The organism is Brachybacterium rhamnosum (assembly GCF_039526185.1).
In the GTDB taxonomy this organism is placed as follows: domain Bacteria; phylum Actinomycetota; class Actinomycetes; order Actinomycetales; family Dermabacteraceae; genus Brachybacterium; species Brachybacterium rhamnosum.
Genome location: NZ_BAAAIS010000001.1, coordinates 160,771 through 183,229 on the forward strand (window position 1 = coordinate 160,771; position 22,459 = coordinate 183,229).

General features: G+C 71.7%; 21 protein-coding genes. 13 read left to right on the forward strand and 8 right to left on the reverse strand.

Annotated elements, in window-relative coordinates; all coding sequences use genetic code 11:
• Positions 1-69 precede the first annotated feature (69 nt).
• The 3 genes from ABD080_RS00770 to ABD080_RS00780 all read left to right on the forward strand — a co-directional run bounded on the left by ABD080_RS00770 (position 70) and on the right by ABD080_RS00780 (position 3,137).
• The gene (locus ABD080_RS00770; RefSeq protein ID WP_343903324.1) at positions 70-570 is read left to right on the forward strand and encodes a YbhB/YbcL family Raf kinase inhibitor-like protein; all 501 of its coding nucleotides are present in this window, start codon (positions 70-72) and stop codon (positions 568-570) included.
• Between the two features lie 186 nt (positions 571-756).
• Positions 757-2,001: a glycosyltransferase family 4 protein gene (locus ABD080_RS00775; RefSeq protein ID WP_343903325.1), complete on the forward strand. Its 1,245-nt coding sequence runs from the start codon at positions 757-759 to the stop codon at positions 1,999-2,001.
• On the forward strand, positions 1,998-3,137 hold the full coding sequence (locus ABD080_RS00780; RefSeq protein WP_343903326.1) for a glycosyltransferase family 4 protein: 1,140 nt from the start codon (positions 1,998-2,000) through the stop codon (positions 3,135-3,137). Before ABD080_RS00775 ends, ABD080_RS00780 begins: the two co-directional genes overlap by 4 nt.
• On the opposite strand, the gene ABD080_RS00785 is transcribed toward ABD080_RS00780, so the two are convergent.
• The 4 genes from ABD080_RS00785 to dnaK form a co-directional block, all read right to left on the reverse strand.
• Positions 3,046-3,495, reverse strand: a complete 450-nt coding sequence (locus ABD080_RS00785) for a heat shock protein transcriptional repressor HspR (RefSeq protein WP_137771128.1) — start codon at positions 3,493-3,495, stop codon at positions 3,046-3,048. The two genes, ABD080_RS00780 and ABD080_RS00785, sit on opposite strands and share 92 nt — an antisense overlap.
• A 59-nt stretch (positions 3,496-3,554) precedes the next feature.
• Entirely contained in the window at positions 3,555-4,550 is a 996-nt protein-coding gene (locus ABD080_RS00790; RefSeq protein WP_343903327.1) for a DnaJ C-terminal domain-containing protein, read from the reverse strand.
• 128 nt (positions 4,551-4,678) lie between these two features.
• A complete protein-coding gene (locus ABD080_RS00795; protein ID WP_137771130.1) occupies positions 4,679-5,332 on the reverse strand; it encodes a nucleotide exchange factor GrpE in 654 nt (217 codons plus the stop codon).
• Entirely contained in the window at positions 5,332-7,194 is a 1,863-nt protein-coding gene (dnaK, locus tag ABD080_RS00800; RefSeq protein WP_137771131.1) for a molecular chaperone DnaK, read from the reverse strand. The genes ABD080_RS00795 and dnaK overlap by 1 nt, the downstream gene beginning before the upstream one ends.
• Before the next feature lie 365 nt (positions 7,195-7,559).
• On the opposite strand from dnaK, the gene nhaA reads away from it, so the two are divergent.
• Entirely contained in the window at positions 7,560-9,404 is a 1,845-nt protein-coding gene (gene nhaA / locus ABD080_RS00805; RefSeq protein WP_425546101.1) for a Na+/H+ antiporter NhaA, read from the forward strand.
• A gap of 210 nt (positions 9,405-9,614) precedes the next feature.
• Here nhaA and ABD080_RS00815 read toward each other — a convergent pair whose 3' ends face one another.
• A complete protein-coding gene (locus ABD080_RS00815; protein WP_137771133.1) occupies positions 9,615-10,466 on the reverse strand; it encodes a helix-turn-helix transcriptional regulator in 852 nt (283 codons plus the stop codon).
• Positions 10,467-10,555: 89 nt separating this feature from the next.
• On the opposite strand from ABD080_RS00815, the gene hxlB reads away from it, so the two are divergent.
• Positions 10,556-11,131 carry a 6-phospho-3-hexuloisomerase gene (hxlB, locus tag ABD080_RS00820; protein ID WP_370297002.1) on the forward strand — a complete coding sequence of 192 codons (576 nt, stop codon included), beginning with the start codon at positions 10,556-10,558 and terminating at the stop codon, positions 11,129-11,131.
• Between the two features lie 53 nt (positions 11,132-11,184).
• Entirely contained in the window at positions 11,185-11,808 is a 624-nt protein-coding gene (hxlA, locus tag ABD080_RS00825) for a 3-hexulose-6-phosphate synthase (protein WP_137771134.1), read from the forward strand.
• A gap of 994 nt (positions 11,809-12,802) precedes the next feature.
• On the opposite strand, the gene ABD080_RS00830 is transcribed toward hxlA, so the two are convergent.
• The gene (locus ABD080_RS00830) at positions 12,803-13,996 is read right to left on the reverse strand and encodes an alcohol dehydrogenase catalytic domain-containing protein (RefSeq protein WP_343903328.1); all 1,194 of its coding nucleotides are present in this window, start codon (positions 13,994-13,996) and stop codon (positions 12,803-12,805) included.
• A 225-nt stretch (positions 13,997-14,221) separates the two neighbouring features.
• On the opposite strand from ABD080_RS00830, the gene ABD080_RS00835 reads away from it, so the two are divergent.
• The 7 genes from ABD080_RS00835 to ABD080_RS00865 all read left to right on the forward strand — a co-directional run bounded on the left by ABD080_RS00835 (position 14,222) and on the right by ABD080_RS00865 (position 21,378).
• Entirely contained in the window at positions 14,222-16,900 is a 2,679-nt protein-coding gene (locus ABD080_RS00835) for an excinuclease ABC subunit UvrA (RefSeq protein WP_343903329.1), read from the forward strand.
• A gap of 483 nt (positions 16,901-17,383) precedes the next feature.
• On the forward strand, positions 17,384-17,932 hold the full coding sequence (locus tag ABD080_RS00840) for a type 1 glutamine amidotransferase domain-containing protein (protein ID WP_137771137.1): 549 nt from the start codon (positions 17,384-17,386) through the stop codon (positions 17,930-17,932).
• Between the two features lie 7 nt (positions 17,933-17,939).
• Positions 17,940-18,251, forward strand: coding sequence for a putative quinol monooxygenase (locus ABD080_RS00845; protein WP_343903330.1), 312 nt, complete (start codon positions 17,940-17,942; stop codon positions 18,249-18,251).
• Between the two features lie 252 nt (positions 18,252-18,503).
• The gene (locus tag ABD080_RS00850) at positions 18,504-19,538 is read left to right on the forward strand and encodes an NAD(P)H-dependent flavin oxidoreductase (RefSeq protein ID WP_343903331.1); all 1,035 of its coding nucleotides are present in this window, start codon (positions 18,504-18,506) and stop codon (positions 19,536-19,538) included.
• Positions 19,538-20,407 carry a spermidine synthase gene (locus ABD080_RS00855; protein ID WP_343903333.1) on the forward strand — a complete coding sequence of 290 codons (870 nt, stop codon included), beginning with the start codon at positions 19,538-19,540 and terminating at the stop codon, positions 20,405-20,407. Before ABD080_RS00850 ends, ABD080_RS00855 begins: the two co-directional genes overlap by 1 nt.
• A gap of 208 nt (positions 20,408-20,615) precedes the next feature.
• Positions 20,616-20,954: a hypothetical protein gene (locus ABD080_RS00860; RefSeq protein ID WP_137771140.1), complete on the forward strand. Its 339-nt coding sequence runs from the start codon at positions 20,616-20,618 to the stop codon at positions 20,952-20,954.
• Positions 20,955-20,964: 10 nt separating this feature from the next.
• Positions 20,965-21,378, forward strand: a complete 414-nt coding sequence (locus tag ABD080_RS00865) for an SRPBCC family protein (protein ID WP_137771141.1) — start codon at positions 20,965-20,967, stop codon at positions 21,376-21,378.
• Positions 21,379-21,409: 31 nt separating this feature from the next.
• Here ABD080_RS00865 and ABD080_RS00870 read toward each other — a convergent pair whose 3' ends face one another.
• Positions 21,410-21,607, reverse strand: a complete 198-nt coding sequence (locus tag ABD080_RS00870) for a hypothetical protein (RefSeq protein ID WP_137771142.1) — start codon at positions 21,605-21,607, stop codon at positions 21,410-21,412.
• Between the two features lie 131 nt (positions 21,608-21,738).
• The gene (locus ABD080_RS00875) at positions 21,739-22,338 is read right to left on the reverse strand and encodes a class I SAM-dependent methyltransferase (RefSeq protein ID WP_137771143.1); all 600 of its coding nucleotides are present in this window, start codon (positions 22,336-22,338) and stop codon (positions 21,739-21,741) included.
• Between the last annotated feature and the right edge of the window lie 121 nt (positions 22,339-22,459).

A 22,459-nucleotide genomic window follows, 5' to 3' on the forward strand; every position in this document is an offset into this window, starting at 1 on the left:
GCGCCCCGCGCGCCGACCCCGGACGGCCCCCGCCTCGACAGGCGGGGGCCGTCTTCCTAAGGTGGCGCCATGACCGACGCCGACGCCTTCACCCTCGTCTCCCGCGCCCTCCCGGACGGCTCCGTCGTCGGGCCTCCGCAGCTGGTGGCCTCGCAGGGCGGGCAGAACCTGTCCCCGGACCTCGCCTGGAGCGGAGCCCCCGAGGGCACCCGCTCCTTCGCGGTGACCTGCTACGACCCCGACGCGCCGACGGGCTCCGGCTTCTGGCACTGGATCGCCTGGGACGTGCCCGCCGCGACCACCTCGCTCCCCGCGGGTCTCGAGCGGGAGCATCCCGGGATCCGCCAGGCCGTCAACGACTTCGGCAACCCCGGCTACGACGGGCCCGAGCCCCCGGCCGGTCCCCCGCACCGCTACGTGTTCACCGTGCACGCGCTTCCCGTGGAGCACCTCGACGCGGATCCGGCGGCGCCCCACGTGGCCGCGCGCTTCGCGATCTTCACCCAGCAGCTGGCCTCCACCTCGTTCACAGCCACCTATCAGGTGTCCGAGGAGCACACAAGGGGGTAACACTCCGCAACGTCACGGGCGTGCCCCGTCGTCGCTCCCCGAACCCCGCCCTACGCTCGACGTATGAGCAGGCACCGGTCCGGGACCACCCGGCAGCACCGAGGATCAGACCGTGGTCGGACGAAGTTCCACCGCGCGGAGGATGTCCCCGGCGTTCCCAGGTGCGAGGCTCGGGGGGTGCACGTGATGAGGAAGCGACATGCGGAACGGACGACCGGCTCGGGCCGGCCGCTGCGGGTCCTGCTGACCACCGACTGGTGGGAGCCCGTGGTCAACGGCGTGGTGGCCTCGGTCGCCACCCTGCGCCGCGAGCTGATCGCGCTGGGCTGCGACGTGCGGGTGCTGACCCTCGCCTCCGGCCTGCGCACCCGCAACGAGGACGGCGTGTACCGGATCGGCTCCGTCTCCGCGGGCATGGTCTACGACCGCGCCCGGATCGGCATGCCCGCCTCGAAGCGCGTGCTCCGCGAGATCCTCCGCTGGCACCCGGACGTCATCCACTCGCACTGCGAGTTCTCCTCCCACATGTGGGCCCGCAAGATCGCCCGCGCGCTCGACGTGCCGATCGTGCACACGTACCACACGATCTACGAGGACTACACGCACTACTACTCCCCGAGCCGCACCGTGGGCCGGAAGGTCGTCGCGACCTTCTCCCGTCGCGTGCTCGACGGCACCGACGCGGTCGTCGTGCCCACCGAGAAGGTCGCCCGGCTGCTCGCCGGCTACGGCGTGACCCGCCCGCAGTACGTCATCCCCACGGGGCTGGACCTCGACCGCTTCCGCCCGGCCCGCACGGAGGCCGAGCTGCGGGACGCGGCCGAGCTCCGCGCGGGCCTCGGCATCCGGTCCGACCAGCGGGTGCTGCTCTCCGTGGCGCGCCTGGCGAAGGAGAAGAACCTCGACGAGGTGATTGACCTGGTCGCCGGCGCGGGCCGCGAGGACAGCGTGCTCGTGCTCGTGGGCGACGGCCCGTACCGCGAGGAGCTCGTCGCCCATGCCGCCGCGCGCGGCGTGAGCGACCGGGTCGTCTTCGCCGGCGTCGTGGACCCCGCCGAGGTCCAGCGCTGGTACCGGATCGGTGACCTCTTCGTCTCCGCCTCGCTCTCCGAGACCCAGGGCCTCACCTTCATCGAGGCGATGGCCTGCGGCCTGCCGCTGCTCTGCCGCCGCGACCCGTCCCTGGCCCGCGTGGTCGTCGACGGCCGCACCGGCTGGCAGTACGACGGCGCGGCGGACTTCGCCGCCCACCTCGACCAGATGCTCGGCGACGACCTGCTGCGCGCGGCCATGTCCCACGAGGGTGTCGCCCACGTCCACGCGACCTTCGGCTCGCGGGCCTTCGGCTCCTCGGTGCTGTCCGTGTACCGCTCGGCGATCGAGCGGCGCTCCCCGCTGCGGGTCCTCGCGCTCGAGCCCCTCGCCGCATGAGCGGCCCCGCCCCCGTCCCTGCCCCGCGGCTGCGGGTGCTCGTCCCCCGCGGCATGGACCAGCTGGCCCGCGAGTCCGGGATCGGCGCCGCGATCCGGCACCAGGAGAAGGTCATCCGGTCGCTCGGCCACGAGGTCGTCCGCAGCCCGCTGGACGACTTCGACGTGGTGCACCTGAACACCCCCTTCCCGGACACCCCGCTGCTCGCCCGCTGGGCGCGGCTGCGGCGCCGGCCCGTGCTCATGTGGGCGCACTCCACGGAGGACGACTTCCGCGACTCCTTCACCGGGGCGAACGCGGTCGCACCGCTGTTCCGTCGCTGGATCGCTTACCTGTACCGCCGCGGCGACGCGGTCGTGACGCCGAGCGGCTACGCGCGCGAGCTCATCTCCGCGCCGAAGTACGGTCTGCGGGCACCGATACACGTGCTCTCCAACGGCGTGGACACGTCCTTCTTCCGCCCGGACCCGTCGGCCCGTGGGCGGCTCCGCGAGAGCCTGGGCCTCGCCCCGGAGGCGGAGGTCGTCGTGAGCGTCGGCATGCAGCTCGTGCGCAAGGGCATCGTGGACTGGGTGGAGCTCGCCCGGTCCATGCCCGGCACCACCTTCGTCTGGTACGGCCGCACGGACCCCCGGATGCTCACCGCCGCCGTGCGCCGGGCCCTCGCGGGCGCTCCCCCGAACGCCCTCTTCCCGGGCTACGTGCAGGCCCCCGAGCTCCGTGACGCCTACTGCGGGGCGGACGCCTTCTGCTTCCTCACCACGGAGGAGACCGAGGGGATCGTGCTGCTCGAGGCGCTCGCGTGCGGCGCTCCCGTGCTCGTGCGCGGCATCCCCCTGTACCGCGACCAGTTCCCCGACGGCGAGGTCACCCACCAGGTGACCGGCGAGGGCCCCGTCTTCGTCGCGGCGACCGCGCGGAAGCTGCGGGCGCTGCTGGACGGGGAGCTCGCGGATCTCCGCGCGGCGGGTCGCGCGGCCGCGGAGGACGTCGACCTCGACCGGGTCGCGGAGCGGCTCGCGGCGATCTACGACGCCGCGGGCGTCACGCCCCGCCGCCGCGCCGGGGTGGGCGCCACAGCACGAGCGCGCCGGACTGGCGGCGCCCCGGACGCTCCCCGCGCCGCAGCGCGCTGACCTCACCGGTCCTGTCGGCGGAGAACACGCGCCGACGGTCGCTCGGCGTCATCGCGGCGAGCGCCTCGCTCACGCGGTCCAGCTGCTCCTGCAGCGCCCCGACCTCGTCCTGCAGCTCGAGGATGCGCTTGATGCCCGCGAGATTGATGCCCTCCTCCTGGGAGAGCCGCTGGACCTCGCGCAGGTTCGCCACGTCCCGCGCGCTGTAGCGGCGGCCGCGCCCGCTCGTGCGCTGCGGGGAGACGAGCCCCAGGCGGTCGTACTGGCGCAGGGTCTGCGGGTGCATGCCGGAGAGCTCCGCCGCGACGGAGATGACGAAGACGGGAGCCCGTTCGTCGAGACGCTGCTGCGGTGCCATGCGCCGCTCCTTCCCTGGGTGATCCGACGGCCCGCCGCGTGGGCGGGCCCGTCGGGATGTCAGCGCGCGGCGGCCTCGGCCAGGCCGGCGCGCGGATTCTCGTCGCCGCGGGCCGCACGGAAGTCCTCGACGGCCTGCTTCGCCGCGCCCTCGACGTGCGAGGGGACGGCGACCTCGAGGGTCACCAGCAGGTCGCCGGTGCCCTTGGACGTCGCGAGGCCCTTGCCCCGGGCGCGCAGCACGCGACCCGAGGGCGTGCCCGCGGGGACCTTCATGCGCACGCTGCCGCCGTCGAGCAGCGGCACCTCGAGCGTCGTGCCGAGCACGGCCTCGTCGAAGGCGACGGGGACCGTGAGACGCAGGTTCCTCCCGTCCATGGACCACACGGGGTGGGGGTCCACCTCGAGCAGGAGCAGGAGGTCGCCCGCGGGACCGCCGCCCTGGCCGGGCCGGCCCTTGCCGCGCAGGCGGATCTTCTGGCCGTCGTGGACCCCCTCGGGGATCCGGGCGGTCACCGACCGGCCCTCGACGCTCACCGTCACCTCGGTGCCGAGCGCGGCCTGGCGGAAGGTGATGCGGATGCGCGCCGTGACGTCCTCGCCGGCCCGGGGGCCGGCGGAGAAGCCCGCGGGCCCGCCCGCGCCGCCGCCCTGGTTGAACATCCGCAGGATGTCGTCGAGATCGGGGTTCGCACCACCGCCCCCGGCGCCGGCGAAGCCGCCGGCGCGGCCGCCCGCCCCGCCGAACATGGCGGAGAAGACGTCGTCGAAGCCGGCGCCCGAGGCGCCGCCCTGCCCGGCGGAGAACCGCGCGCCGCCCGAGCCCATCGCGCGGATCGCGTCGTACTGCTGCCGCTGCTCGGGGTCGTTGAGCACCGCGTAGGCCTCGCCGACCGCCTTGAAGCGGTCCTCGGCCGTGGGGTCATCAGGGTGGCGGTCCGGGTGCAGCTCCTTGGCCTTCTTCCGGTACGCCTTCTTGATCGCCGCGGCATCGGCGTCCTTCGAGACGCCGAGGACCGCGTAGAAGTCCTTGTCGATCCAGTCCTGTCCGGACATGTGTCGCGCCTCCTTCCGGGGAGCGTCGATGGGGAGGGTCGTGGCACGGGGTCACGACGGGAAGGGCCTGGCCGTGGGGCCCGTCGGAGGGGGTCCGACGGACCCCACGGCCGGGGAGGGGGCGAGGGTCAGGCGGGGCCCTGAGTGGCCACGCGGGCCGGCCGCACGACGCGACCGCCCACCGTGTACCCGGGCTGCATGACCATCGTCACCGTGGTGGAGGTGGCCTCCTCGGAGTCCTGGTGCATCAGGGCCTCGTGGAGGGACGGGTCGAACTCGTCGCCCACCGCGCCGAAGCTCTCGAGACCCTGCGAGCGCAGCGTCTCCTGGAGCTTCCCGGCGATCGAGTGGAACGGGGTGCCCTCGGCGATGTCGCCGTGCTGCCGTCCCAGCTCGATGTCGTCGAGCACGCCGATGAGCGAGGCGAGGACGCGGCTCGCCGCCGCCTCCTTCGCCGTCTCCGCGGCCTGCTCGATGCGACGACGGGAGTTGACGTACTCCGCCTGCTCGCGCTTGAGCTGGTCGGTCAGCGACGCGACCTGCGCCTCGAGCTCGGCGACCCGCCCGTCGGCCTCGGAGGCGGCGGCCTCCTCGAAGAGCTGCGCGGCCTCGGCGTCGATCGGGTCGACGGCCTCGTCCTGCGGCTCCTGGGCGGCGGGGGCCTCCCCCGCAGGACGGACGCTGCCGTCCTGCGGGTCGACCTTGCGCTTGTCGGTGAAGGAGAACCTCGGCTCGCCCTCGGGCCGCTGCGCGTCGTCGGGGGTGCTCCGGTCCTCGGTCATCACTTCTTCTCCTCGTCCTCGTCCACGATCTCCGCGTCCACGACGTCCTCGTCCGAGGAGGAGGCGTCGTCGGCGGTGCCCTCGGCGCCCTCGGCGCCCGCGGCGTCGCCCTGCTGGGCGTAGATCGCGGTGCCCACGGCCTGCAGGGCCTCGTTGAGCGCGTCGCGCTTGGCCTCGAGGTCCTCGGTGGAGGCGTCCTCGGTGGCCAGCAGCTCCTTGCCCGCCTTGATGGCGTCCTCGGCCTGCGTGCGGTCCGCGTCGGAGATCTTGTCGGCGTTGTCGGCCAGGAGCTTGTCGCCCTGGTACGTCAGCTGCTCGAGCGTGTTGCGGGCGTCGGCGTTCTTGCGACGCTCCTCGTCCTCCGCGGCGTGGGCCTCGGCGTCCTTCACCATCCGGTCGATGTCGTCCTTGGAGAGGGCGGATCCGCCGGTGATCTGGATGGACTGCTCGTTGCCGGTGCCGCGGTCCTTGGCGGTGACGTGCACGATGCCGTTGGAGTCGATGTCGAAGGTGACCTCGATCTGCGGGATCCCGCGCGGGGCCGGCGCGATGCCGGTCAGCTCGAAGGTCCCGAGGAGCTTGTTGTCACGGGTGAACTGACGCTCGCCCTGGAACACCTGGATCGCGACGGAGGGCTGGTTGTCCTCCGCGGTCGAGAACACCTCGGAGGTCTTCGTCGGGATGGCCGCGTTGCGCTCGATGAGCTTGGTCATCACGCCGCCCTTGGTCTCGATGCCGAGGGAGAGCGGGGTGACGTCCATGAGCAGGACGTCCTTGCGCTCGCCCTTGATCACGGCCGCCTGGAGGGCGGCGCCGACGGCGACCACCTCGTCCGGGTTGACGCCCTTGTTGGGCTCCTTGCCGGTGAGCTCCTTGACGACCTCGGAGACCGCGGGCATGCGGGTCGAGCCGCCCACGAGGACCACGTGGTCGATGTCGGAGACCTTCACGCCGGCGTCCTTGATCACCTGGTGGAAGGGCGCCTTGGTGCGCTCTAGGAGATCCTTGGTCATGTCCTCGAACTGCGCCCGGGTGAGCTTCTCGTCCAGGTGCAGCGGGCCGTTCTCCGACATGGAGAGGTACTGCAGCGAGATCGACGTGGAGGTCGAGGAGGAGAGCTCCTTCTTCGCCTGCTCGGCGGCCTCCTTGAGGCGCTGCAGGGCGATGCGGTCCTTGGAGAGGTCCACGCCGTCCTTCGACTTCACCTGGGAGATGAGCCAGTCGACGATCTTCTGGTCCCAGTCGTCGCCGCCGAGGCGGTTGTCGCCCGCGGTGGCCTGGACCTGGATGGCCGAGCCGTCCTCGTCCTTGCTCACCTCGAGGAGGGACACGTCGAAGGTGCCGCCGCCGAGGTCGAAGACGAGGATCTGCTCGTCGTCCTGGCCCTTCTCGAGGCCGTAGGCGAGGGCCGCGGCGGTGGGCTCGTTGATGATGCGCAGGACGTTGAGGCCGGCGATCGTGCCGGCGTCCTTCGTGGCCTGACGCTCGGAGTCGCTGAAGTACGCCGGCACCGTGATGACGGCGTCGGTGACGGGCTCACCGAGATAGGACTCGGCGTCCTTCTTCAGCTTGCCGAGGATGCGGGCGCTGATCTCCTGCGGGGTGTACTTCTTGCCGTCGATCTCCACGGTCCAGTCGGTGCCCATGTGGCGCTTGACCGAGGCGATCGTGCGGTCGACGTTCGTGACGGCCTGACGCTTGGCGACCTCGCCGACGAGCACCTCGCCCTGCTTGGAGAAGGCGACGACGGACGGGGTGGTGCGAGCGCCCTCGGCGTTCGCGATGACCGTCGGCTGCCCGCCCTCGAGGACGGAGACGACGGAGTTGGTGGTGCCGAGATCGATTCCGACGACACGGGACATGTGTGCCTGCCCTTCTGCGGCGTTGGCGCCGCGGTGGTTCGACTGGCCGCGGGGTCCGCGGCTCCGCCGGCCGCCTGGCCGGCGGCACGATTGAGTGACTACAGCTCAAGTACATGACGCCCGATCGCGGTTGTCAATCAGTCGCTCATCGAACTTGAGTTCAACAGACTCAACTGCGCGGTGGTCGCCATCATTCCCGCCGTCGAGCGATGTGACGCAGGCCACTCTTGCGCGTTCTCGGGTCTCGCGTCTCGTCGCCGCCGACGCGGCCCTGGCGCGCCCCAGCCCTCGGACACCCGCCACGTCGAGACATTCGGTACGACCGCGAACTGCACGGGGCACCCATGCTCCGTCATAATCGAGCCGTGCCCCATGAATCCGCGCCCCCGCGCGGCATCGCCGGACGACTCCGCACGGAGTCGGGCTCGGCCGTGGTGCTCATCGTCGTCACGGCCTTCGCCCTCCTCTGGGCGAACTCGCCCCTGTCCTCGTCCTATGACGAGCTGTGGCAGCAGAGCGTCGGGATCGACGTCGGCCCGTTCGGCCTGCATCTGGATCTGCACCACTGGATCAACGACGGACTGATGGTCGTGTTCTTCTTCGTCGTGGGACTCGAGGTGCGCCAGGAGTTCGCGCACGGGGCCCTCCGGGACAGCAGTCGCGCACGCCTGGCAGTGATCGCGGGCATCTCCGGGGTGGCCTTGCCTGCGCTGGTGTACGTCCTGGTCGTCGGCGCGTCCGGTGGCGAGGGGCTTCGGGGGTGGGGGGCCGTCGTCGGCACGGACACAGCGTTCATGCTCGGCGCTCTCGCGATCGTCGGCCCCCGGCTCTCCGGGCAGCTGCGCGTCTTCCTCCTGACCCTCACGGTGGTCGACGACTTCCTCGCGGTGTCGATCATCGGGGTGTTCTACAGCGACGAGATCCACCTCGCCCCGCTGCTGCTCGCTCTCGGCTGCCTCGTCGCCCTGTGGCTGGTGGGCCGTTCCCGGCAGTGGAGTGCCGCTCCGTACGTCGGGATCGTCATCGTGCTGTGGCTGGCGACTCTTTCCTCCGGCATCCACGCCTCGCTGACGGGCATGATCGCCGGCCTTCTGATCCCCGCCTACCCGACGCAACGGCAGGAGGTGGTCGCCGCCCGGCAGCTGTTCCGCGACTTCTGGCAATCCCCGAGCGCTTCCTCGGCGCGAGCTGTGGGACGGGGGCTGTCCAAGGGCGTATCGGTCAACGAGCGGTTGCACGAGTACCTCCGTCTCCCCACGGCATTGCTCGTCGTGCCGATCTTCGCACTCGCCAATGCCGGGGTGAACCTGGGCGGCGGGGTGGTGGCCGACTCGCTGGGCTCGCCTGTGACGTGGGGCGTCATCGCGGGGCTCGTGCTCGGCAAGCTCCTCGGAATCGGGATCGCGACGCTCCTCGCCGTTCGGATGGGCGCAGGTCGACTTCCGGAGGGGGTCGGAATGGGCAGCGTGTTCGGCGGGGCAGCACTTTCGGGCATCGGTTTCACCGTGTCGCTGCTGGTCATCAGCCTCGCTTTCGACTCCTCCTCGGATCTGGGGCGCCAGGCGACGCTGGGCGTGCTCGTGGCGATGGTGCTCGCCACTGTTCTGGGCTGGTCGATCTTCAAGGTGGCGGCCCGTCGGTGGGGAGAGGAGACGGCGGATCTCCCGATGACGCTCGACTCCCCGGTGGACCCCGAGGTGGATCACATCCGCGGACCGGAGGACGCCCGGCTCACCCTCGTGGAGTTCGTGGACTTCGAGTGCGAGTACTGCGCGCACGCCACTGGCTCATGGGAAGACCTGCACGGGCGCTTCGGTGACGATCTGCGCTACGTCGTGCGGCATCTGCCTCACCATCCTCACGGCCCCCTCGCCGCACGGGCCGCCGAGGCGGCCGCGAAGCAGGAGATGTTCTGGCCGTGGCTCGACTTCGTCTTCACTCGGCAGGACGCGCTCGAGCGGGAGGATCTCATCGGCTACGCGGCGGAGCTGGGACTCGATGTCGAGGCGTTCATCGAGGATCTCGACAGCGACGAGGTTGCTGCGAGGGTGCAGCGGGACATCGCGAGCGCGGAGGCGAGCGGCGCCAAGATGACCCCGACGTTCTTCGTCGACGGCTGCCGGATGGTGGGCAGCTATGACGCGCGCTCACTGACCGAGATGCTGGAATCCAGCCGTCGCGGGAGCCGCACCCAGGCGGCGAAGGCCTGAGGCCGATCCGCGTACCCAGAACACGGTGGGACGCGGGCGGTGCCAGCGCGTATGAGTCACAGCTGCGCGCTCACCGCTCTCGCGTCGGGCTGGTCATGGACACCGTGCGGCATCGCCTTCACCGCCGGCCACCAGCTCTTCGAGGTCACGGTCATGAGGCTCGCAGCGCAGCGGGTGCGACACCGCTGCCGACGTCCGGACCGAGGCCCGCTATCGAGTCTGGGCGCTCGGAGAGTGCGCATCATGGGAGTGAGCGATGCTTGCGAGCTCGGCGCGCGTGCGGGCACCGTATTTCCGCAGCAGGTTGGCCACGTGGTACTTCACGGTGTTGGCCGTGATCCCGAGCTGATCGCCGATGCGCTGGTTCGAGATCCCGGTCGCGACCAGGCGCAGCACCTGCTTCTCGCGGTCGGTGAGCTCCTCGGCGCCCTCCACGGTGAGCGCTGCGCTGGGTGGGTCCAGCGGGATCTCGATCCGCAGCGTCGTCCCCCAGCCCGGAGTCGTCTCCACGTCCATGGTTCCGTCGAGCGCCGCCACCCGCTCCACGATCGGACGCAAGGAGTCGTCGTGCGCCGTCACCGCGATTCCCCCGTCGTCACGGACCTCCATCAGCAGGTTGCGGCCATCGCAGTCCCAGCCGACCCGGGCGCGTGCAGCGTCCGCGCGGTCCATGAGCGAGAGCACTGCTGTGCGGGAGATGGCGCGGGCCTCCCGAGCGACCGGGCCCGGCAGCGCCCGTCCTCGCGCAGGAGGCTCTGCGAACTGGACCTGCAACGGCCCGGAGCGGATCAGAGGACGCAGTTCGGTGCGCAGGCGCGAGAACGCCTCCGCCACCGGCTCGAGCACGCTCTCCTGCTGCTCATGGACCGAACGAGCACGGATGAGCGCGGAGGAGGCGATCTCCGTGGCCTCCCTGCGCGCGGCCGCATCCGCGAGTCGGCCGGAGCGGAGCACGGCGAGGATCGATTCGAGGGTGATCGCATGCTGATCGGCCTGCTCGGTCAGGGCACGGTCCCGCGACAGGGAGCGGGCACGTTCCAGCGGGGTCGGGAGGTCGCTCACTCCGCTACTCTAGCCCGACCTGGGAGGCCCACCCGATCGAACGGGGCGCCCCGCTCATCGGGCAGCAGTGGAGCGCCGCGGGCCGGTCCATGCTGGTCGACATGGAAGAACGAGGTATCCAGGATTCGCTGGCGCGGATCGTCAACGAGATCGAGGGGGCAGCTGCCCTTCCCGACGCGCCCGCGCTCGCGGCCGCCGTCGAGCTGACAGCGGACGCCCGGCGAGTCTTCGTCCACGGCGCTGGACGGTCCGGGCTCGCGCTGCGGATGACGGCCATGCGCCTCATGCATCTCGGGCTGCAGGTCCACGTCGTCGGTGAGACGACGACCCCGGCGATCGGAGAGGGCGACCTGCTCCTGACCGCCAGCGGTTCCGGCACGACCTCGGGGGTGGTGAGCGCGGCCGAGACGGCGCGATCCGTCGGTGCCCGCGTCATCGGGATCACGACCGACCCCGAGTCACCGCTTGCTCAGCTGTCCCACGCCGTCCTGGTCATCCGGGCGGCGACGAAGACGGACCGGTCCGAGCAGCAGTCGGCCCAGTACGCAGGCAGCCTCTTCGAGCAGCTCCTCGTCCTCGTCGGCGACGCTCTCTTCGACGTCCTGTGGCAGAAGAGCGGACAGAGCGCGGATGCGCTCTGGCCACGTCATGCCAACCTCGAATGACCTTTCTTCCCCGTTCCACCATCGACACCACCACGAGAAAGAGACACCCTGACATGCGACTGCAGTTCGCCATGGACACCCTGACCACCGAGTCCGCCCTCGACCTCGCCGCGAAGGCCGCCCCCTACGTCGACATCCTCGAGCTGGGCACCCCTCTGATCAAGAGCGAGGGCCTCGCGGCGATCACGGCGGTCAAGGCCGCCCACCCCGACAAGACCGTCTTCGCCGATCTCAAGACCATGGATGCCGGAGAGCTGGAAGCTGACATCGCCTTCTCCGCCGGAGCCGATCTCGTCACCGTCCTCGGCGTCGCCGGTGACAGCACGATCGCCGGAGCGGTCGCCGCGGCGACCAAGCACGGCAAGGGCGTCGTCGTCGATCTGATCGGCGTGTCCGACAAGGCCGCACGGGCCCGAGAGGTCGTCGCCCTCGGCGCCGTCTTCGTGGAGATGCACGCCGGCCTCGACGAGCAGGCGGAGGACGGCTACAGCCTCGACGCCCTGCTCGCCGCCGGCGAGGCCGCCGAGGTCCCGTTCTCCGTCGCCGGCGGCGTCAGTGCGGACTCTGTCGAGGCCGTCCAGCAGGCGGGAGCAGACGTGGCCGTCGCGGGCAGCGCCATCTACAGCGCATCGGACGTCGCCGCCGCGGCCGCCGCCATCCGCTCCGCCATCCGGTGACCACCGCCCACCGCATCCGGTGGTGAGGGGGCAGGTGACGGCACGCCCGGACCCTGTCCCCTCCCCGGGTGCGGTGGACTGATGCCGCAGACGATTGCCCCGTGGCGCAGAGCTCCACATGGCGCTCAGCCCCGGAGGGCGTGCCGGACGGTGATCGGGTCCCGACGCCGCGCTGGCCCACCAGCACCCGTCCACTCCCCCTCGAGGCGTCGGGCAGAACAAGGGACGAGCGTGCTGCACGACGAGGTGCCGGGCCGCGACCGGGTGCAGGACGGTCTGTCTCCCCGATGGGGGTCGACCGACCCAGGTGTGCCCGGCATCGGCGCCGGTCGGAGGTCCGCTCGATCCCGGCGATGGCTGCTGTCATGACGCGCATACGCCGGGCTCCCCGCAACGGCTCGATCGACAGCGGCGGACTCCGGCTCATCGACCGCCGTCGGGGCCTCGGAGCACACGATCTCGCCGGGCGTCCGGCGCGGGCGTCGGCGATGCTCTCGCAGAAGCGCTCGATCCGCGTCAGGGTGATCGTGACGTGCCGGGCGGCGCCGCGGCGCATCCCGACGGCCCCGCCGTGGGCGATGTCGCTGCGGTCCCCTCGGACCTTCTCCGCGCCGGCCCCGTGGTGGACCGGCGCTCGTCCGCGTGACACCCCCGCTGGAGCTCCCCGCCAGGACCGGCGCCGGTGACACCGGCCCCTCCGCGACGTGGGCGCGCCGACGGCCCTGGCACCAGTGATCGTCCCCCTCGCCCCGCGAGGCGACCGGGATCGGGAGGTGGGGGCGTCAGGAGCGTCGCAGCGACCTGCCCCCGTCTCCCCCGATCACACCCCCTGCGCACTCGTCACCGCCGCTGGGCTCCGGCATGCCGGCCCCACCGGCGCCGGGCCCGCCCCGGGCATCGTCCAGGACGGGATCGGCGAAGGATCCGTGCACAGAACCGGCCCGCGACCGCCGCTGGAGTGACGATCGCGGGCCGGGTGCACGACGGCCTGGGATCAGGCGGGGATCATGCCGTGGGGATCGATGATGAACTTCTCCGAGACACCGGTGTCGAACGCCGCGTAGGCGTCGGGGGCCTCGTCGAGGCTGATGACCTTGGTGTTGAGCATGTCGCTGAGGTAGGGCATGCGGTCCCAGAGGATCGACATCATCAGCTCACGGTTGTAGTGCATGATCGGGGCCTGGCCGCCGGAGATCCGAGGCGACTTGATCCACGCCTTGCCGAAGTCGATCGAGAAGGTGCCCTCCTGCTCGGCCTTGGAGGAGGCCAGCGGGTCGGGGCCGTAGACGCCGACGATGCCGGTGGCACCGCCTGCGCGGGTGGCGTCGATGACCTGGTTGATGGCGTGGGCCGGGCTCATGTCCTCGGCCTCGCGGCCGATCCCGTGTGCCTCGTTGCCGACGTAGTCGACGGCGCAGTCCACCATGGGCTCGCCGAGGATGGCCTCGATCTGATCGGTCAGCGGCACGTCCTGGTTCAGGTCGATGGTCTCGCAGCCGTTGTTCTTCATCAGGTCCAGCCGGTCCTGGTGGTAGTCACCGACGATGATGCAGGACGCCCCCAGAAGACGGGCCGCCGCGGCGCCGCAGCGTCCCACAGGTCCGGCGCCGGCGATGTAGACGGTGGAGCCGGGCTTGGCCCCGGCCTCGACGAGGCCGTGGAACGCGGTGGGCAGGATGTCCGAGAGAAGGGCGAGGTCACGGATCTTCTCCATGGCCTGGTCCTTGTCCGGGAAGCGGAGCAGCTGGAAGTCGGCGTAGGGGACGAACAGGTACTCCGCCTGCCCACCCTGGAAGTCGCCCAGGTTGAACCCGTAGGCGCCGCAGGACACGTCGGGGTTCACGGTCTCGCACACCTCGGTATGGCGGGCACGACAGTTGCGGCATCGGCCGCAGGCGACGTTGAAGGGAACCGAGACCAGGTCGCCCTCGGAGAGGAACTCGACGTCGGAGCCGATCTCGACGACCTCGCCGGTCATCTCGTGCCCCATCACCATGCCCTGGGGGACGGGGAAGGAACCGCGGTAGATGTGCAGGTCGGAGCCGCAGATGTTGGTGGCGACGATCTTGAGGATGACGCCGTGCGGGGCGCTCTTGCCGTTCGGCATCTCGAGCTTCGGGAAGTCGAGGGTCTCAACGCGCATGTCCTTGACGTTCTGGAACACGACGGCGCGGTTGCTGCTTGCCATGACGTTCTCCTCCGGTTGGGGATGGCCCGGTCGCGGAAGTGCCACGGTCATATGGATGCCCGTCGCCCGTGACCTCGGCTCGTTTCGAGCATAGGACAGACGGAGCCCCGTGCTCCACCCTGGCGCCTGCCGCCGCTGCGGCGACAGGCGCCACGGGCAGGTGGGCCGTGGAGGACGGGGCCATGCTCCGACCGATCGGTGGAACGCGTTGCTAGTGTCGCTGGCATGGTCGACGCACGCAGGTCCGCACCGTCGGACTCCACATCCGTTCAGCCCGACGTGCAGGTTCTCGGCGCACGGGAGCACAACCTCCAGGACATCGACCTGACGGTGCCTCGCGACGCGCTGGTGGTGTTCACCGGGGTCTCGGGCTCGGGGAAGTCGTCCCTGGCGTTCGGAACCCTGTTCGCGGAGTCCCAGCGCCGTTATCTCGAGTCCGTCGCTCCCTACGCTCGTCGCCTGATCGACCAGGCCGGCGTCCCGGACGTCGACTCCATCACGGGCATGCCGCCGGCCGTCGCTCTTCAGCAGCAGCGCGGGGGCCGCAGTGCGCGGTCCTCGGTGGGCAGCATCACCACGCTCTCGTCACTGGTGCGCATGCTCTACTCCCGGGCCGGCCACTACCCCGATGACCAGCCGATGCTCTACGCCGAGGACTTCTCCGCCAACACGGTGCAGGGCGCATGCCCGGAGTGCCACGGCATCGGCCGGGTGTACGAGGTCACCGAGGACACGATGGTGCCGGACCCTTCGCTGACGATCCGCGAGCGGGCCATCGCCTCCTGGCCGACGGCCTGGCACGGTCATCAGCTGCGCGATGTGCTCGTCGCGCTCGGCTACGACGTCGATGTGCCCTGGAAGGATCTGCCGAAGGAGGATCGGGACTGGATCCTCTACACGGACGAGACGCCGTACGTCCCGGTCCACTCGCGGCTCACGCTCTCCGAGGCGCAGGCCGCGACCGCGGCAGGCGTGGAACCGAGTTACTCGGGCACCTTCGTCGGAGCTCGTCGGTACGTCCTGGACACGTTCGCGAACACCAAGAGCGGGTCGATGAAGCGTCGCGTGGCGGAGTTCCTCACGGTTGCTCCCTGCCCCGCCTGCCATGGGAAGCGGCTGAAGCCGGAGGCCCTGTCCGTGACGTTCGACGGCCTCGACATCGCCGATCTCTCCGCTCTGCCGCTCGCGGAGCTCTCGACGCTGATCGACCGGGCGGTCGAACGGGCCACCAGCGCTCTCGACGGGGCTGAGTCGGCGGGCAGCACCGGTGGCCGGGCTGGCCGGCGCGACGCCGGGCAGCGGGCCGACGCCGGAGGATCCGCCCCCGCGGTAGTCGAGGACGCACGCATGTCGTCTGACCGATCGGTCGAGAAGCTGGCCGCGACAGCACGATTGGGCGCGGAGCTCGTCAACAGACTGCGGCCGATCATCGATCTCGGTCTGGGGTACCTGTCCCTGGGCCGCACCACCCCCACCCTCTCCGGCGGGGAGCTGCAGCGGCTGCGGCTCGCCACCCAGCTGACCTCCGAACTTTTCGGCGTGGTCTATGTGCTCGATGAGCCGTCCGCTGGGCTTCATCCGCAGGACGTCAGCGCGCTGCTCGGCATCCTCGACGGGCTCAAGCGCCGGGGCAACAGCCTGTTCGTGGTGGAGCATTCGGTGGATGTGATGCGGCACGCGGACTGGCTGGTCGACATCGGGCCCGGCGCGGGTGAGCGCGGCGGGCGTGTCGTCTACAGCGGGCCCTACGAAGGACTCGCCGAGGTGGAGGAGTCCGTCACCCGCGGATACGTCTTCGGGGGCAGCGGCCTGCCCCACCGGACGCCTCGCGAGCCGCAGGGATGGCTGAAGCTCGAGCACGTCACGCGCAACAACCTGCGCGACGTGTCGATCTCCTTCCCGCTCGGGGTGTTCACCGCCGTCACCGGAGTGTCGGGTTCAGGCAAGTCCAGCCTGGTCAGCCAGGCCCTCCCCGCACTGCTCGACGAACGGCAGGGACGAGCTGACCAGGCGGAGGACGCTGACGCCGCCGAAGGGGACGAGCTCCTGCTGTCGGACGAGCCCGACGAGCTCGAGGGAGAGATCCGCGGCGACGTCGACGGGGTGCGCCGCGTCGTGAGCATCGACCAGAAGCCCATCGGGCGCACCCCGCGCTCGAACGTCGCCACCTATACGGGCCTGTTCGACCACGTGAGGCGGAGGTTCGCGGAGACGCCCGAGGCTCGCGCTCGCGGGTACAAGGCGGGCACGTTCTCCTTCAACGTCACCGGCGGTCGCTGCCCGACCTGCAAGGGCGAGGGATCCGTCATGGTGGAGCTGCTCTTCCTCCCCTCGGTCTACACCGAGTGCCCCGACTGCCACGGCACCCGCTACCAGTCCAGCACGTTGGAGATCGCCTGGCGCGGCCGCAACATCGCGGAGATCCTCGCCATGAGCGTCGAGGAGGCCCACGACTTCTTCCAGGGCGAGTTCGACATCATGCGGTCGCTCGCGGCGCTGGTCGACGTCGGCCTCGGATATCTCCGTCTCGGACAGCCGGCCACCGAGTTGTCCGGAGGCGAGGCGCAGCGGGTGAAGCTCGCCTCCGAGCTCCAACGATCCCAGCGCGGTGACACCCTCTACGTCCTCGACGAGCCGACGTCCGGGCTGCACAGCGCCGATTCCGACCGGCTCGTGACGCATCTCCAGACCCTCGTGGACGCAGGCAACACCGTCGTCGCGGTCGAGCTCGACATGCGCATCGTCGCCGTGGCCGACCACGTCATCGACCTCGGGCCCGGGGCGGGGGACGATGGCGGCACGGTGGTCGCCTCAGGCACGCCCGCACAGGTCGCCTCGTCCGGAGCCGGTGCGTCGGCACCGTACCTCGAGGCCGCGCTCCGGGAGGCCGCCTCCCGGACGTGAGCGTCGGACGGCTGCGACGGGGTCGATGACCTCGTCGCAGGGAGCGCATCGGACGAACAGGCTGCGTCGCCAGATCGGCGACCCTCGGACGACGCCGACCGGACGTCCTGCGGCGTCGTCGACGTCCTCGTGCCCCGGCGTCCCGGCGTCCCGGCGTCCCGGATGAGATGGCCACGGGCGCCCCGTCGCTGACGTGCGAGGTCTACACTGGCTGACGGGCCAGACGCTCACATTCGGCCAGGCCTCGGTGAAGAAGCCCCACCGTCGATGGCGGAACGTCAGCGACGACCTCCGGGCCGAAGCTTCTTCTCCGTCCCCCACCACCCGGCCCGAGAATCGGCAACCACCACCTGCCGGGACCTCGATGAGCGCAATGACGACTGCACCCGAGTCGTCCTGCACCCGAACCACGCCGCCCGGTACGGACGGCGTGCGGCTCGCCCCCACGGGCGAGCCGTCATCTCTCGCAGAACGGAGCAGAACATGGCAGACGAATTGCATGGCAAGCGGATCGCGATCCTGGCCGCGGACGGCGTCGAGCGCGTGGAGCTCGAGCAGCCGCGACAGGCTCTTCAGGACGCCGGGGCCACGACCGTGCTGCTCTCGCTGCACGATGGCGAGATCAAGGCCCGCGAGAACGACCTGGACGAGGCCGGAACGTTCTCGGTCGACGCCCTGGTGAAGTCCGCCTCGGCCGACGAGTACGACGCCCTGCTGCTTCCCGGCGGCACGGTCAACCCCGATCAGCTGCGTATGGACGCCGACGCCGTCGGATTCGTGCGCGACATCATGGTCGCCGACAAGCCGGTCGCCGCGATCTGCCACGGACCGTGGACGCTGGTCGAGGCCGGTGTCGCGAAGGGTCGGACGCTGACCTCGTACCCGAGCATCCGCACCGACCTGCGCAATGCCGGAGCGAACGTCGTCGACGAAGAGGTGGCGCGCGACGGGAACCTGATCACCAGCCGCTCGCCCGAGGATCTCCCGGCCTTCAACGCCGCGATGGTCGAGCTGTTCAGCCAGGACAAGTGAGGAAAACATGGTCAACGTTGCATTGTCGGTCGTCGTTCACGCCAAGCCGGGTAAGGAGCAGGACGTCGCGGACTTCCTCCGCAGCGCCCGCCCCATCGTCGAGCAGGAGGAGGGGACGCAGGCCTGGTTCGCCCTGCAGTTCGACGCATCGACCTTCGGGATCTTCGACGTGTTCCCCGACGACGAGGCCCGCCAGACCCACCTCTCGGGTGGCGTCGGTCAGGCACTCGCTGCGCAGGGAGATGATCTGTTCAGCACCGAGCCGAGCATCCAGAACGTCGACGTGATCGCGTACAAGCTGCCCGGCGAGACCGCCTAGAGCATCAGAGTCGATTGACATCGGGGTGCGGCCCCGATCGGCTCCACAGCCGTGACCACGGCTGTGGAGCCGACTCATCGCACCTGCCGATCCCGGATGCCGCGAGGGACGGGGCCCCGCGGCCGACCGGCCTGCAGCGGTGATGCGATCGTCGCCGCGCACGGACGAGCAGCATCGGCATCGGATCGCGGAGCCTTCCGACCAGCGCTCCCGGTGCACCCGTCCCCGGCCGCCGAGCGCTACCGTCGGACCATGACCCCGTCCCCGCTGCTGTCCTCCCTCGGCGTCGACCTCCCCCTCGTCGGGGCACCGATGGCCGGCGGGCCCGGCTCCCCCGCGCTCGTCGCCGCCCTCGCCGCCGGCGGCGCCCTGCCCATGGTCGCGGGCGGCTACCTCTCCCCCGGGGCCCTCGGGGAGCGCGTCACCGCGGCGCGGGCCACCGGTCACGCCTTCGGCGTGAACCTCTTCGTCCCCGGTCCCCCGGACTTCGACCGGGACGCGTTCGCCCGCTACGCGGAGCGCCTCGCCCCCGAGGCGGAACAGCTGGGCATCAACCTCGACCCCGCGCCGCGCGTGGACGACGACGCCTATCCCGCGAAGCTCGCACTGCTCCTCGGCGACCCCGTCCCGCTCGTCAGCTTCACCTTCGCCCCGCCCGCGGCGTCCGACGTCGCGGCCCTTCAACGCGCCGGCTCCCGGGTGCTCGTCACCGTGACGACGCCCGAGGAGGCCCGCGAGGCGGAGGCGCGCGGGGCCGACGGCCTCGTCGTGCAGGGTCCGCGCGCCGGCGGCCACTCGGGCACCTGGGACCCGGGGCGGCGGATCGGCGAGGAGGACACCGCAGCCGTGGTGCGCGCCGTCCGCGCGCAGACCCGCCTCCCCCTCGTCGCCGCCGGCGGCGTGGACGGCCCGGCCGCCGTGACCGCGCTCCGGGAGTCCGGGGCCGAGGCGGTCGCCGTCGGCACCCTGCTGCTGCGCACCGCGGAGGCCGGGACCTCCGCGACGCACCGCGACGCCCTCGCCGACCCGCGCCTCACCGCCACCGCCGTCACCCGTGCCTTCACCGGACGACCCGCCCGCGCGCTGCGCACCCCGTTCCTTCAGCGGCACGAGGCGGAGGCGCCCGCCGCCTATCCCGCCGTGCACCACCTCACCCGTGCCCTGCGGGCCGAGGCGAGCCGGCGCGGCCTGGCCGAGCTCGTGCACCTCTGGGCCGGCACCGGGTTCCGTGCGGCACGCGCGGTCTCCGCCCGCACCGTGATCGACGACCTCGCCCGCGACCTCTGATGGGACGCACCCACCCCGTCACGGGCCCCCCGGACGACGATCTGCCCCGCACCCCGGACGGCCCGGCCCGGCCCCGCACCGTGCACCTGTCCGAGAGCGGCCTGCCCGCCGTGGTCGAGCGCTCCGACTGGGACGAGGGGTGGGTGCTGAGGATCGGCGGGATCGAGCAGTCGCACGTGGACCTCGCGGATCCCTCGCGGATCTCCCACGAGTACCTCCGCCGCATCGCCGCAGCCGTGGACACCGTGCGGCCCCGCGGCGAACCGCTCACGATCGCCCACCTCGGCGGCGGCGCCCTCACCCTCGTGCGCTACGTGCAGGCCACGCGGCCCGACTCCGAGCAGCTCGTGGTCGAGCTCGAGCGCGAGCTCGTGAGCTTCGTCGTCGGCGCGCTGCCCCTGCCCGCGGGCACGCGGCTCGAGGTGGTGGTGGGCGATGCGCGCGACCGGCTGCGCGAGATGCCCGGACGCCTCTTCGACGTCGTGGTGCTCGACGTCTTCTCCGGCGAGGCCTCTCCCCCGCACCTCGCCGCCGAGGAGTTCTACGTCGAGGCGCTCGAGCACCTCGAGGTGGATGGTCTGCTGCTGGTCAACGTCGGCGACGACGCCGGGCAGCACTTCATCGCGGCCCAGGCCGCGGCGCTCGAGGCGGCGAGCGTCTCCCTCGGCCTGCCGGGCGTGTGGATGCTGACGGCGGCCGCCCTCGTGGAGCGCGGCGACTTCGGCAACTACGTGCTCCTCGCCGGCGGCGCCCTCGCCGCGGCGGACATCGACGAGCAGTCGCAGCGCTGGTGGGCGGCGGGCCCCCATCCCGCGGCGGTGCTCGATCCGGAGGAGACCGCCCGCTTCGTCTGGAGGCGCGGCCGCTGATCCCGGCGACCCCGCGCCATGACGCGCTGACGCGCGCGCCGTCGGCGTCTCCTTCCGCTGACGGGAAGGGGACGCCGACTGCTCGCCGGGCACCGGCCCACGGGGGAGCGAGGGAAGGACCGGGAGACCTCCGCCCCGTCCGCGGCACCCGCTCGTCCGTCGGCCCCCTTCCCTAGCGTGAGCATCACACCACGGAAGGAGGCAGCCGATGTCCCCGACGATCCTCGACCGGTCCTCCGGTCGCAGCCCCGCCGAGGTCGAGCGCGACCGGATCCTGGAGGGTCTCCTGGAGGCGCGCCCGGCACTCGCCGCGCACATCACCCGCGGCCCGAGCGGCGCGCTGACCATCCCGCTCGCGGGTGGGCGGCACGTGGAGATCGGCCGCCTGCCCCGCCGGGGCCGCGCCCGCTGGGTGGTCGTCTCCCCCGCGGGCCAGGGGGCGATGGTGCAGGAGCCACGTGGCACCGCCGCGCTCGTGCGCACGGTGCTGCGCGCCCTCGACAGCGCCGCGGGCGGAGCCGGGCTCCCCGTGCACCGCGCCTGCTAGCGTCGATCGCATGAGCACGACGAGCAGCAGCGACAGCCGGCACCTCAGCGTGGTCGTGGAGCGTCCCTGGAAAGACGTCTACGCCTTCACCGCCGATCCGCGGAACCTGCCGCGCTGGGCCGCGGGCCTCGCGGGCAGCGATCCGCAGCGGGAGATCGAGCAGTGGTCGATGAGCTCCCCGATGGGCAGAGTGCTCGTGAGCTTCGCGCCCGAGAACCCGTACGGGGTGCTCGACCACACGGTGACCCTCGAGAGCGGCGAGTCCACGCTGAACCCGATGCGGGTGCTGCCGCTGGGCGAGGAGCGCAGCGAGGTGGTCTTCACCCTGCGCCGCGGCACGATGGGCGAGGATGAGCTCGCGGCCGACGAGGCCGCGGTCAGCGCGGACCTCGCGACCCTGAAGGGCCTGCTCGAGGAGCGCTGAGCCGCGGCTCGTCCCCGCCGGCGGCGGTCGCTCAGTCCCAGCAGGCGGCGCTCTCGTCCATGAGGGCGATCCTCTCGATCACGGCGTCCACGGTGCGGGCCGTGGCGGTGAGGCGGGTGATGCGCTCGGGAAGGAGCGTGGACCGCCGCCGCAGGTGCGCGAGCAGGATCCCGATCTCGCGGTGGACGAGCACCTGCAGGAGTCGGGCGATGTCGCCCGTGACGCGCACGCCCGGCGGCGGGACCGGCCGCTCAGGCGCGGCGGCTCGGTTCGTCCGTCAGGGCGCGCACGGAGGTGGTGGACGGTGCTCCCGCACGGCTCCGCGACGGGCCTTCGGTGCGCTGGGGACCGCGACGGCGGTCAGGCGGTCTTCCGCGCGAGCGTCGTGATGACGTGCCAGTGCTTCTTGTCCGCCTGGAAGCGGCCGTCCTCGTCGCGGATCGAGCGATCCAGGACCTGGAAACCGCGGAACATCGCGTCGATCTGCGGGGCGTCGAGAGCGGCGATGTCGTCCCGCTCGGCCCACGAGTCGTTCCGGCCGATGACGTCGACGGCCATCACGCCGCCGCGGGGCAGCGCGGAGACCAGTCGGGGCCAGGTCCGGGTGAGTCCCTCCTCGCCGAGCAGGGAGAGGGTGTAGGTCGAGTAGACGATCCGCGCGGGCGGGAACTCGAGCACCGAGGTGACGTCCGTGTGGTGGAAGCGCACGGTGCCGCTCATCCGCTGGTTCTCGACGAGCCGGGCGGCGAGGGTGTCGTCCGCATCGTAGGCGTGCACGGTCCAGCCGCGGCGGGCGAACTGGAGGGAGTCGGCGCCGGCGCCGGCGCCGATGTCCAGCACGGTGCCGGGGCGGCGCGCGCCACCGGCGGCGGTGATCGCGCGGTCCACCAGGCGGCGCGCGGGTCGCCCGGCGGCGCTCGCGTTCAGCGCCCCCCAATCCACCGTCTGGGCTGTGTCCATGCCCACGACTCTGGACCCTTGTCGGGGCGTGTTCAACTTCTCGTGACCCAGGCCGCCCCGGTTTTCGTCACGGGCGAACACGGGTGCCGGCGGGGAATAGACGGGACCCCCGGGGAGTATG